Raw genomic sequence first — 12,276 nt, 5'->3', positions numbered from 1 at the left:
TAAGTAGTTGATGATAATATTAGATCGATAAACTATTATAGAGAACGCCCTTGCGATATGCAGGGCGTTTTTTGTTAAATACTATTTTGCAGATATTTGAACCCATGTCAGGCATTAGCGATACAACTACTCACTACTCACCATTCACTCCTCACCACTCACTACCCAAGTATGCCATTATTGTTGCCGGCGGATCAGGCACACGAATGGGTAGCGCAGTTCCTAAACAGTTTCTGCTGTTGAATGGTTTACCGGTGCTGATGCACACGTTACAAGCCTTTCATGATAGCAGCGGACATCCTGAATTGATAGTGGTACTGCCTGATACTCACCATGAGTATTGGCAGCAGCTGTGCGTTCAACATAACTTTGAATTACCGCATCAATTAGTTAGTGGCGGTCCTACCCGGTTCCACTCGGTCAAAAACGGATTGAAGCTTGTGCCTGCTGATGCACTGGTGGCCGTACATGACGCGGTAAGGCCATTGGTAAGCACTGCGATCATTGATGAAGCGTACCTGCACGCTTCTCGACAGGGCGCTGTTGTTGTTGCTGTAAAAAGCAGAGATTCCATACGACAGGTACAGGGCGTACACACCAAAGCACTTTTGCGCGACGAGATCTATCTGGTGCAGACCCCGCAAACCTTCCGTTCAAGCTTGTTAAAGCAGGCTTATGAAAGCGCTTATCACGAAAGCTTTACTGACGATGCCAGCGTAGTGGAGCATGCCGGGCAGTCGGTGCATGTGGTTGACGGCAGCTACCAAAATTTCAAGATAACCTTCCCTGAGGATATAGCTATAGCCGAATTGTTGTTAAAGCAAAAAGCCGCTTGTTAACATAACAAGCGGCTAATGATATGGTAGCGGTGCTACTTATGCGCGGCGTATCACGCCCAATAGTATAGCTACAATAGCGATAACCAGTAATACGTGGATGATACCACCATCGCCGAACGAGCCTAAACCGTGGAATAAGAATCCGACAACCCAAAGGATCACTAAGATCACTGCTACAAGATACAATAAGCCTCTCATGGTAATTTGTTTTTAAGGTAAATGATGAAAAATTAAGTTCAGTTAAGCCCTGCGGATAACGCCAAGCAGCAATGCTATGATCGCGATCACAAGGAGAATATGAATGATGCCGCCTGCATTGTACATAAAGAATCCAAGCACCCAGCCGATGACCAGGATAACGGCGATAATGTATAATAGCCCTCTCATAATAGTAGTGTGTTAGTTGAGTTATTTATTAATATGCTAACCAACGCAATTCTAAAATGTTGTAATAAAATTAAAAAACCTGCGTTATAGCACGCTCAATTGTGCTTTAGAAGCGGCATGCGCACGACTAATACGACCTTATTAATATTAGATGGGGACACGCAAATAACACCACGGAGGCATGGTCAACATACTAAATGGCGGCCTGCTTAGCGGACAAGGTGAAGATCAGAAACAAAAAGACCCGCTTGATGGCGGGTCTTTTCATTATGCTTAGTATTCGTCTTCGTTAAAAAAGAAGTCGTCTTTAGTAGGGTAATCAGGCCATATCTCTTCAATGCTCTCGTATGGCTCTCCGTCGTCCTCTAAGGCTTGGAGATTCTCGATCACCTCAACAGGTGCACCAGAACGTATAGCATAATCGATCAGTTCGTCTTTGGTGGCAGGCCATGGTGCATCTTCCAGATGTGAAGCCAATTCAAGGGTCCAGTACATATTTGTGATTTTTGTTATTGTTGTTAATTTATCAATTTTCGCAAAAATATAACATTTTTTTTCGCAAGGGCCAATTATTTTTTCAAACGGTATCGCGCCGCGGCATCCACCTGATCTCTTCTATATTTTGCTGATGACCGATCTTACGGGCCAGCATGAACAGGTGATCGCTCAACCGGTTCAAATAGATGAGGATGTGCTCATCAACGGGTGCATCCTGCGCCAATTGTACGGTTAACCTTTCGGCCCGGCGGCATACGCAGCGCGCCAGGTGACAGTACGATATAGTGGTATTACCACCGGGCAGTATAAAATGTTTCAATGCCGGCAATTCTTTCTCCATTGCATCCATTTCCGCCTCCAACAAGGTTATATCGGCAGGTATGATACCGGGTAGTTCCATTACCAAGCGTTGCGAATCAGCGGCCAGTACGGCCCCCATATCAAAAAGCCGGTCCTGTACTTGCTTAAGCACCTCGCGGTCATGCAGGTCAACATCGGGCTGGCAGGCGATCATGCCCAGGCAGCTGTTCAGCTCATCAACAGTGCCATAGCTTTCGATGCGGATATGGTACTTAGGCACCCGACTGCCGCCTATGAGCGAGGTAAAACCTTTATCCCCGGTTTTAGTATATATCTTCATTGGCCTGCAATTAAATAATTATGAATGGTGTTTGCGGCATTGTGAATAAATTTTGATGTTTACCGTTATATACATTGATACCTAAAATAACCAACATGTCTGCGCACATATCCAGTAAAATACGTACCCGCTCCAAAATAACTTTAAGTATACTATTCGCCTCGGCCCTACTGAGCCTAAGCTGTGGCAACACTAATGCGGGCCATGCCGACAATAGCGCTGATAGTGTCCAAACCCAAGCAAGCGCAATGAGACCTGCAGCCGACGCATCAAGCCTGATCGGCGAAAAACAATTCAATGAACTATTCCCCCAACGCCAAAAATTCTATACCTACCAAAGCTTTGTAAGGGCAATTAAAGAGTTAGGCGATATTAAGATCAGGGTAGCACGCAGGGCCACCTCAGTGTATCAGATCACTCGTACCGATAAACGTACCGGACAAAGCAAAGTGGTACGCCAGGACGTGGACTGGAACGAAAGCTGGGCCAAGGTAAAGCCCGACAGTGTTTACGAGGTGGACTTTGGCAAATTTTGCGCTGAAAAGGACCCGGCCACCAATAAAAAAGAACTGGCAGCCTTTTTTGCCAATATCGCTCATGAAACACGCGGCGGCGAGGATGACACCTTTACCGATGGATTAATGTACATCCATGAAAAGGATACTACCAATGCTTATGTGGCCGAGAATGACGAGTACCCACCTGTGCCCGGCAAAAAATATTACGGCCGCGGACCGGTACAGTTAAGCTATAATGGTAATTATGGTTATGCAGGCGATGTGATATTGGGTGACCACAACATCTTATTAAAGAACCCCGACCTCATCCAGACCGATGCGGTGCTGGCCTTCAAGACCGCTATTTATTTTTGGATGACACCGCAAACGCACAAACCATCGGCACATGATGTGATGATAGGCGTTTGGCAACCTAAGCCTAAAGACAAAGCAAAAGGCAGAGCGCCGGGCTTCGGTATGACCATCAATATCGTGAACGGTGAGGTAGAGTGCAATAAAGGCGAGAACAACTATAGTATGAAGGACCGCATGAAGTTCTACCAATACTTCCTGGGCAAATTGGGCGTAAAGGACACCACCAATTGTTCATGTGCCACCATGCAGCCCTAGCTGTACGGTGTAAATGAATAAACGCTCGTCCAGGTCTAATTTACGACAAAGCGCCATGACCGATCGGTCATGGCGCTTTGTCGTATGATCAATAAGTGATCGTTGTTAAGATGGACTCGAGGTTACTCTGTCACCAGCACGCCATCAGCCATAATGCTGATATCTTTTTTTGGCTTGCTGATCTTGGCGATCTCGCTTTTGGTTTTACCCGCATCAGCAGCATAGTGGCGTAAGCGTTCTACCGAGGTCTCTTTCACTTTTGCGGTGCCCTCAACTACTACTTTTTTACCCACGATGTTCTGCGGCATAAAGTAGGCGTAGTCAGTGAAGCGTACCATAATGTCCTCGCCATTAGCCTGCTTAAGCGTCATGAAGCAGCCTTTTTTCTTACAAACCTCTACCACCTGGCCAGTGATCTTGCCACTATAAACGGTGTCCTTAGCCAGATGCTTATTTAACGATGCCAGGTCTATAGCGTGGTCTTTAGTGATCTTTTTGCCGTAGCTAACGCCTGGGGCCGCAGGCGTGATGTTGATTTGGGCGAAGGTCACGGTCGCTATGACCATGGCGATGATAAATAGTGCTATCTTTTTCATGTTGAACGTGTTGAGGAGTGTAATATAGTGATCGGTATGTTAAATTAAAAGTGTCAGGGAAGGTCAGCCGCTTTGCGCACCATAGTGGATCTGCCGCTCAGTGTTCGTTTCAAGAGTATGGACCCGGTGATGGCTGCAATGAGCACCCCGATCAGCGCTATCGAGAAAATAATAAGGTCATTAAGTTTATCGCGCTTTTCATCGGCCTTTAACTCATATTGTCTTTGCAGCAGGGCAAATTGTTCGTTGTAATTGGCATTGGCAGCTACCCTGACCTCAGCCTGTGCAGAATCATTTATCGCAACATATCGGCGCAGATCATCAAAGGCCTTTACCATGTTACCGTCGGGTGCATGGCGATAATATTCGGCGTTGGTCATTAACCAGCGCATCATTTCAGGCTTATAATTCTTGTCTATATCAGGCCGAACCTCATCAAGCAGCCTTCGGGCTTCGGCATAGCGCCTGGCTATGATGTACAGCGCAGCCAACTTGACCTTGGTGTAACGTGCATCTATGTTAAAGTGGTCTTTTTGTGAGTTGATCGCTATACTTGAACGATACAACCTTTCCGCCTCTTGAAAATCCTTCTTTTGCAGATACGCGTCTCCCTCATTCCCCTGTACGATACCGATGGCGGAATTGATGAACAGCTCCATTTGTGGGTGCTTTTTATGACCTGCCTCGAGCACATTTAGCGCTTGTTCAAAATATTTGATCGCGTCATCGGGGCGGTCAAGTTTGCTATAGCAGATGCCGATATTATCGAGTAGACCTTGCTTGAGTTTGAACGATTCGCGGTCGTGATGATCTCTTATTCTGTTCAGGCATTCGTGGTAACAACGTATGGCCGCTTTGTAGCGTCCCTGTTCGTAGCTTACCTGGGCGAGGCTGTTGTTCAAGCGCGCCATGTACTTGTTGCAGGAAGCCGTATCACTACCATTCAGCATGTTCTTACCCAGAAAGTACCATTCATAGGCCGATGAATAATACTTTTGCTTATACAAGGCGCTTGCCTTATCTATGTAGGCCATCACATACTGCTCACGGTAACGGTCATGCCCATAATAAGGCCTTAGCAGGTCAAGCAGGCTATCGGCATATAGCTCTGCCTTTTCGTAATTGGCCTGCTCATATAAGTAATAGTTGCTTTTAAAGTCATATACCTGCGCCAGGTCACCTATCCCGGGCCGATCAACGTTGCGGTATACAGAGTCGATATAAGCTATGGCCTTAGGGTGAACGCGGCTGGACCGTATTTCACGTGCATGGGCGATATGCCGAGCGAAGTAAGCGTCATGATCTGGCCTTTGAGCGGGCCGGCATGACGTTATGAGTATAGCGATCACTAAGCAATTGATCACACGATAGCGATTTTCGGAGCGGCAGGTCATCAACATGGTCGGGGCAGCGTATTGATGGCTAAATATACATCGATCATGGCAAAAAACCGCTCAATGATATCATAATGAGCATATTTAGCGCTTAGGCAGTGCTTACGCTTGGCGAGGTCAGCGGTTCATTTGCCCTATCCATCCAACCCCTTCCTTCGGTAAAACGGGCAATGAGCATAGCCGCTACCGTGTCACCTGTTGCGTTCAACAGGGTGGCCATGGGATCCACTAAGGTACCAATGATCATGGCCGGTGGCAATGCCTCGGGCGGGAAACCATAAGCCGATATAAATAGCAACTCGCCTACATAACCGCCATTCGGTATACCACCTTCCACCAGGCTTACCAGCACGGTCATGCCCAAAGCGAGCACGATCACATCCACACTATTAAAACTCTTGCCGAACAGGGCAAATACTACCGCCATTTTGATGATGGATGATATGCTGGAGCCGTCTTTGTGCAAGGTCGCCCCTAAAGGAATGGTCACGTTGGTGATCACGTCGGGGATGCCGATGTTCTTGGCCGCATCCATATTTGCCGGGATGGTGGCTATGCTGCTGCAAGTGCCCACGGCCGTGGCCGATGGCACGATATTGTTCTTCCAGAATTTACGAACTCCTTTGATGCCACCGGCTATGAACGCGTAGGCACTAAATCCCACCACAAAATAAACGGCACCAACGCTGTAATATAAGCCTAACGACCGCGCATAAGCGCCAAATAATTGTGGGCCGAACACGCCCACCTGGTAAGCGAAGTAAGCGCCCAAGCCCAACGGCCCCATCTTCATGATCAGGATGAACACTTGTTTGAACACCTCGTTACCGGCTTGCAGGAACCGACGGAACGCCTCTCCCTTCTCCCCCGCCCGTAAGGTGGCAAAACCAATGATAACGGAAAAGATGATCATGGCCAACATGCTTTTACGCGATAAAAGCTGATAGAACTCCCCCGTGGTGAATATATTGGTGATCTGATCACCGACCGATCGATCGCTGGTAGCTTCTATAAGCTTAACACCCGTAAGCGTTTCATGTATCGGGAAAAGCCATACTGCTATGATCGTCACCATGGCCGATACCAAGACTGTTCCTAAGAACACGGCGCACATCACTCCCATGATCCTGGTCAGCTTGTTGCCCCTCTCCAGCCCGGCTATAGCCGATGCGATGGCAAAGAAGACCAAGGGTATCACCGCGGTGAACAGCAGGTTGAGAAAGATGTCGCCGATGGGTTTCAGCACTTCTATCTTTTTGCCGAAAATGGACCCGGCCAGGCTGCCTAACAGGATGCCGGTCAAAAGCCAGATAATGCCGCTGTAATTCTTGTAAAGATCTTTCATGGGTAAAAGTTAAAAGTAAGAAAAAAAGCGGCCGGGTAAAGGAGCCATAGTGATCGTGGCATGCTAAGATCAACGTAACGTCAAAAGACGCTTGGCTTGGTCCGGTACTGCGGCTCAGCCAACTCTTCGGCGCTTTTTTCGTTATTTTAGCCAGCTACTGAACTACTATGAAAAAAGCTTACTTAGGCGTGCTCTTTACGCTGATCACCATACCACTATGGGCGCAGCGTTGGAATGTAGAGACCTCGCAAGGCAATACCAAAAAAGTGACCATCAATACCAACGAAGGTACCTGGATGAATCTTGATGTTAGCCCAGATGGCAAGACCATCGCTTTCGACCTGCTTGGCGACATATACATCATGCCTATAACTGGCGGCAAGGCCACATTGATCAGCGGCGGTAAGGCCTGGGAGGTACAGCCCCGCTTTAGCCCAGATGGTAAGCAGATCGCTTTTACCAGTGATCGCGATGGTGGCGACAATATCTGGATCATGAATGCCGACGGTGGCGCCCGACATCCGGTCACTAAGGAGAACTTCAGACTACTCAACAATCCAGCCTGGACGCCGGATGGCCAGTACATCGTAGCACGTAAGCACTTTACCGCCACTCGTTCACTGGGTGCGGGAGAGTTGTGGATGTACCATAAAATTGGTGGCGAAGGCGTACAACTCACCAAACGCAAGAACGACCAGCAGGATGCAGGCGAACCGGTGGTATCGCCCAAAGGCACCTTTGTTTACTGGAGCGAGGATGTTACGCCGGGGCCTAACTTTCAATACAATAAAGACCCTAATCAAGGCATCTACGCCATTAAAAGGCTGAACCGCAACACCGGCGAGACCGAGACCGTGACCGGAGGTGCAGGCGGCGCCTGTCGTCCGCAGCTATCACATGATGGCAAACTGTTAGCATTTGTGAAACGCGTTCGGTTAAAGTCAGTGCTGTACATCCATAACCTTGGCACAGGCGAGGAATGGCCGGTTTATAACAACTTGTCGCATGACCAGCAAGAGACCTGGGCGATCTTCGGCACTTATCCGAATTTCAACTGGCTGCCCGATGATCAGCATATCATCTTTTACGCTAACGGCAAGATCTGGAATGTGGACATCTCCACGCTTAATGCCACCAATATCCCATTCGAGGTCACCTCGCAGCAAAGCATAACCGATGCGCTGCACTTCCAGCAAAAGGTATTTCAAGAAGAGTTCACGGTAAAGATGATCAGGCAGCTTACCACCTCGCCCGATGGTAAGCGCGTGGCGTTCAACGCCGCCGGCTATATCTATCTGAAAGACCTTCCTTCAGGCAAGCCTGAACGTGTCACCACCTCGCGCGAATTCGAGTATGAGCCATCCTTCAGCCCCGATGGTAAGCAATTGGTTTACACCACCTGGAGCGATGAGAACAAAGGGACCGTCAGCATGGTAGACCTAACCACCAAACGCATTACCCGCGTTACTACTGAAAGGGGCTTGTATTACTCACCCAAGTTCTCCAACAAGGGTGATAAGATCATTTACCGCAAAGGTGAGGGCAATGATGTGTTAGGCTATGCTTTTGGAAAAGAACCGGGCATCTATATCGCACCTGCTACCGGCGGTTCGCCTCAATTGATCCTGAATAACGGGGTGCGTCCACAGTTCAGCAGTGACGACAGCAAGATATTTTACCAGAGCACCGAAGCCGATAAAAAGGCCTTTAAGATGCTTGACCTGTTAAAGCCGGGAATTTCGCCAAAGACATTATATACATCGCAGTATGCTACGCAGTTCAGCCCGAGTCCTGATGGTAAGTGGATGGCCTTTACTGAGCTGTACAACTGCTATATCACACCCATGACGATGACCGGTAATGCGCAGGAGCTATCGTCTACCAACAAAGCACTGCCCCTAAGCCGTCTTACGCGAGATGCCGGAACCTACCTGCATTGGAGCCGTAACAGTGAGCAATTGATGTGGACCCTTGGCCCAAAATATTACAAACGCAGCATTCGCCAGGCGTTTCCGTTCACTGACATGGATAACGATAAGGAAAAGCCATCGACCGATACCGCCGGGACCGATATTGGCCTGAGGCTGAGGACCGATGTACCGGCCGGGAAGATAGCGTTCACGAACGTGCGTATCATTACCATGAAGGGCGAAGAAGTGATCGACAAAGGTACCATTGTGATCGATCAGAACGTGATCATGGCATTGGGCAAGGATGTGACACCACCTGCTGATGCTAAGGTGTACAATATGCAAGGCAAGACCATCATCCCTGGCTTGGTGGACGTGCACGGGCATTTAGGGGTAAGTCCTGACGGCATATCGCCCCAGCAGGACTGGCATTACTTTGCCAACCTGGCCTATGGTGTGACCACCTCGCACGACCCATCCAGTAACACCGAGATGGTGTTCAGCCAGTCGGAAATGTTGAAGGCGGGCAATATGGTGGGCCCAAGGGTATACTCGACAGGTACGATACTTTACGGCGCCGATGGCGACTTTAAAGCGGTGATCAATAGCGTTGACGACGCGTTATCACATTTGCGCCGGCTCAAGGCAGTAGGCGCGTTCTCTGTGAAAAGTTATAATCAACCACGACGCGAACAGCGCCAGCAGATCATTGAGGCGGCCCGCCAACTGCAAATGGAAGTGGTGCCCGAGGGCGGTTCTACCTTTTTTACCAATATGAGTATGATCGCCGACGGCCATACCGGCATCGAACACAATATACCCGTTTGGCCGGTCTATAAGGATGTGAAAAGCTTTTGGAACGCCAGCCGAACCGGTTACACGCCTACGCTGATCGTGACCTACGGCAGCCAGTTCGGTGAGAATTATTGGTACGACCGCAATGAGGTCTGGAAGAATGAACATTTACTAAGCTTTACACCGCCGTCCATCATTGATGCAAGGTCGCGCAGGCGCAGTACCTCCGAGTATGGTGACTACGGCCACATCGATGCGGCTAAAGCCACCAAATACATTGCCGATGGTGGCACACGTGTCAACTTAGGTGCACACGGTCAACTGCAAGGATTGGGTGCGCATTGGGAACTGTGGATGCTGGGACAGGGCGGCTTTACTCCCATGCAGGCACTGCGCTGTGCAACCATTAACGGTGCGGCTTACTTAGGCATGGATAAAGAGATCGGCTCATTAGAGGTTGGCAAACTGGCCGACCTGGTGATCCTGAACCAAAACCCGCTGGACGATATCCGACATAGTGACAACATCAAATATGTGATGGTGAACGGCCGTTTGTACGACTCCGACTCCATGAACCAGATCGGCAACACCGAAAAGCCACGTATGCGCTTTTGGTGGCAGCTTAACCGCGGAGAGATGGTGAGCTTGCCGGTGGGCAGCACCGAAACTTATCTGTTCGGTACCAGTGATGGGGAGAATTAAGCCAAACAGTTGAGGGTGGATCAATAAAGGCCACATAAATGTTTGCCCAAAAGCTATCTTGACATCTCTACCACCACCATGGAGAACATCTTTGACACTAACCAACTATATCCAGATTACGAAGAGCCGATCAAAGATCACTTCAAAGGGTATTTTGACAGCGTATATGTCAGCTTTTCACCATTTTTCACCATCGCTAACAGCGATGCTTTCAATAGTGTATCGAGTGCCAAACTTGTAAGCGATGAAGAGTACAGGCTGTTACCTGAAGCTGTTGAACTGTCACCCAATGAGAACCGGGCCATTTATGTGAGAGACCCACAGTATCCTGATAATACAGCGATCGTCAGTTCAGCCAAACCCGTTAAATGGCAGCAGATCATTGACCATACCTTGATCAGCAACTTTGCCGAGATGAGCCTGGCCTTACGAACATCCATAGGCGCACTGAGGAGAGAATACGAGCGAACCGACCTTCGAGACATCTTGATAGATCAGACGTCCGATCTATCCGTGTACCACCCGATCGAAGGCCGGATCAACGTACTTTCCCTAATGCAGATGTATGAATGCCTGAAAGACCTCCATAAAACGACACTCGTTGTAACTGACGAGTTCTTTGAGGACCGAAAGGTCATAGACATCGGGCTAATGTCTTTGACCCAGTTCGTTACTGAGGTGCATGGCTACATGTATTACTTTACCGAAGACCGGACGGTACTCTTCACAATAGAATGGGATAGCTTTTTCTTTTTGATATGTGCTGACCATGATCTGTTAGCCCACATTGTTGCCCGCTATAGATTCGAGGGGTTCTACTGCGATGCAAACACTACGCATGACTGGTACCTTGACGCCAAACAAAAGCGATGACCGGCCTGTAATAATTGGTATCCAATGCTTTTCAAATGAACATCTCTAACGAACTGGAAGCCGCTCTACAAGTACTCATTTTACAGAATCGCAAAATAGAGGCCATCAAGAAGCTCAGGGATGCTACTGGTTGTAGTCTTCAGGAAGCGAAAGACCATATCGACAACTTTCCTGACGACCCGGAACAAATGCCGGTACAGGCCCCATCCGCACGCGGTAAAGTTCCGTTGCTTATCGATAACGAATTACTGATGCTTTTAGCCGCTGACCGCAAGTTAGAAGCGATCAAACTGTACAAGGACACCACAGGTCAGGACCTGGCCACCTGCAAGGCTTATATCGATAATTTGGAACGATCAGGAAGTGGTGGCACCGATGCAGCGAAAGATAAGCGGCAAACCTCCATTGATGAGATGCTACAACAGCAAGGCGATACTAAACTAGGATCAGGGTGCTTCATTGCCACAGCCTGTTACAAAAGTTATGATGCACCGGAGGTATGGCTGCTACGCCAATACCGTGATGAGCGCTTGCTAAGCTCGCCTTATGGACGGGCATTCGTCAAAGCATATTATTTCGTTTCACCATCTATCGCCACTTTGATCAGCAGATCACCATCGGCCAGGACAGTGATCATCAGGTACCTATTGGAGCCCGTTATCAAAGCAGTATTGAAGTAAGAGATGTTAGTAGTCAAACAGATCATCAAGTAAGATCATGTCACAGAATAAGAACTTAGAAAGATTTGTTAGCGCACAAGCGATCAACTACGATGATGCGCTAAAGGAGATACAGAACGGAAGGAAGACCACGCATTGGATGTGGTATGTATTTCCGCAGGTACAGGGTTTGGGCAATAGCGAGATGGCTCGCCGTTATGCCATAGCCGACCTGGAAGAAGCCAAAGCTTACCTCGCCCATCCCACGCTTGGCCCTCGATTGATGCAGATCAGCAAAGCGATGCTGTCCCTGCCCGGTAACGATGCATATACCATACTGGGAAGTCCAGATGACATGAAACTTCGGTCATGTATGACGCTTTTCTCCAAAGTTCCCGGTGCGGATCCTGTTTTCAGCGAGGTGTTAAACAAGTTCTATAACGGCCAGGAAGATGAGCGCACCTTGCGTATTATAAACGCCTGATATCTTATATACCGATGCGGTAGCTGT

General features: G+C 48.5%; 13 protein-coding genes. 6 read left to right on the top strand and 7 right to left on the bottom strand.

Annotation, left to right across the window (positions count from 1 at the left end; all coding sequences use genetic code 11):
* Window positions 1–104: 104 nt before the first annotated feature.
* Window positions 105–839, top strand: a complete 735-nt coding sequence (locus LLH06_RS06290) for a 2-C-methyl-D-erythritol 4-phosphate cytidylyltransferase (protein ID WP_228172413.1) — start codon at window positions 105–107, stop codon at window positions 837–839.
* 36 nt (window positions 840–875) lie between these two features.
* On the opposite strand, the gene LLH06_RS06285 is transcribed toward LLH06_RS06290, so the two are convergent.
* The 4 genes from LLH06_RS06285 to LLH06_RS06270 all read right to left on the bottom strand — a co-directional run bounded on the left by LLH06_RS06285 (window position 876) and on the right by LLH06_RS06270 (window position 2,364).
* A complete protein-coding gene (locus LLH06_RS06285; RefSeq protein ID WP_228172412.1) occupies window positions 876–1,037 on the bottom strand; it encodes a lmo0937 family membrane protein in 162 nt (53 codons plus the stop codon).
* A gap of 42 nt (window positions 1,038–1,079) precedes the next feature.
* Window positions 1,080–1,226, bottom strand: a complete 147-nt coding sequence (locus LLH06_RS06280; protein WP_228172411.1) for a lmo0937 family membrane protein — start codon at window positions 1,224–1,226, stop codon at window positions 1,080–1,082.
* 273 nt (window positions 1,227–1,499) lie between these two features.
* Entirely contained in the window at window positions 1,500–1,721 is a 222-nt protein-coding gene (locus LLH06_RS06275) for a DUF2795 domain-containing protein (protein ID WP_228172410.1), read from the bottom strand.
* 82 nt (window positions 1,722–1,803) lie between these two features.
* Complete coding sequence (locus LLH06_RS06270; protein WP_228172409.1) at window positions 1,804–2,364, bottom strand: cob(I)yrinic acid a,c-diamide adenosyltransferase; 561 nt, start codon at window positions 2,362–2,364, stop codon at window positions 1,804–1,806.
* A 248-nt stretch (window positions 2,365–2,612) separates the two neighbouring features.
* Between LLH06_RS06270 and LLH06_RS06265 the strand changes: the two genes are divergently transcribed.
* Window positions 2,613–3,491 carry a chitinase gene (locus LLH06_RS06265; RefSeq protein WP_228172408.1) on the top strand — a complete coding sequence of 293 codons (879 nt, stop codon included), beginning with the start codon at window positions 2,613–2,615 and terminating at the stop codon, window positions 3,489–3,491.
* A gap of 122 nt (window positions 3,492–3,613) precedes the next feature.
* Here the strand turns inward: LLH06_RS06265 and LLH06_RS06260 are convergent, their stop codons facing one another.
* The 3 genes from LLH06_RS06260 to LLH06_RS06250 all read right to left on the bottom strand — a co-directional run bounded on the left by LLH06_RS06260 (window position 3,614) and on the right by LLH06_RS06250 (window position 6,826).
* The gene (locus LLH06_RS06260; protein ID WP_228172407.1) at window positions 3,614–4,087 is read right to left on the bottom strand and encodes a DUF4920 domain-containing protein; all 474 of its coding nucleotides are present in this window, start codon (window positions 4,085–4,087) and stop codon (window positions 3,614–3,616) included.
* A gap of 53 nt (window positions 4,088–4,140) precedes the next feature.
* On the bottom strand, window positions 4,141–5,487 hold the full coding sequence (locus tag LLH06_RS06255; RefSeq protein WP_228172406.1) for a tetratricopeptide repeat protein: 1,347 nt from the start codon (window positions 5,485–5,487) through the stop codon (window positions 4,141–4,143).
* Window positions 5,488–5,572: 85 nt separating this feature from the next.
* A complete protein-coding gene (locus tag LLH06_RS06250; protein WP_228172405.1) occupies window positions 5,573–6,826 on the bottom strand; it encodes a dicarboxylate/amino acid:cation symporter in 1,254 nt (417 codons plus the stop codon).
* Between the two features lie 167 nt (window positions 6,827–6,993).
* On the opposite strand from LLH06_RS06250, the gene LLH06_RS06245 reads away from it, so the two are divergent.
* The 4 genes from LLH06_RS06245 to LLH06_RS06230 are packed head-to-tail and all read left to right on the top strand — an operon-like array spanning window position 6,994 to window position 12,249.
* Window positions 6,994–10,233: an amidohydrolase family protein gene (locus tag LLH06_RS06245; protein WP_228172404.1), complete on the top strand. Its 3,240-nt coding sequence runs from the start codon at window positions 6,994–6,996 to the stop codon at window positions 10,231–10,233.
* A 42-nt stretch (window positions 10,234–10,275) separates the two neighbouring features.
* The gene (locus LLH06_RS06240; RefSeq protein ID WP_228172403.1) at window positions 10,276–11,106 is read left to right on the top strand and encodes a DUF2711 family protein; all 831 of its coding nucleotides are present in this window, start codon (window positions 10,276–10,278) and stop codon (window positions 11,104–11,106) included.
* 35 nt (window positions 11,107–11,141) lie between these two features.
* Window positions 11,142–11,786 carry a CFI-box-CTERM domain-containing protein gene (locus LLH06_RS06235; RefSeq protein ID WP_228172402.1) on the top strand — a complete coding sequence of 215 codons (645 nt, stop codon included), beginning with the start codon at window positions 11,142–11,144 and terminating at the stop codon, window positions 11,784–11,786.
* Between the two features lie 37 nt (window positions 11,787–11,823).
* Complete coding sequence (locus tag LLH06_RS06230) at window positions 11,824–12,249, top strand: DUF1810 domain-containing protein (protein ID WP_228172401.1); 426 nt, start codon at window positions 11,824–11,826, stop codon at window positions 12,247–12,249.
* Window positions 12,250–12,276 lie beyond the last annotated feature (27 nt).

Source organism: Mucilaginibacter daejeonensis, assembly GCF_020783335.1.
Lineage (GTDB): Bacteria > Bacteroidota > Bacteroidia > Sphingobacteriales > Sphingobacteriaceae > Mucilaginibacter > Mucilaginibacter daejeonensis.
This window is presented reverse-complemented; position numbering and strand designations above follow the sequence as displayed.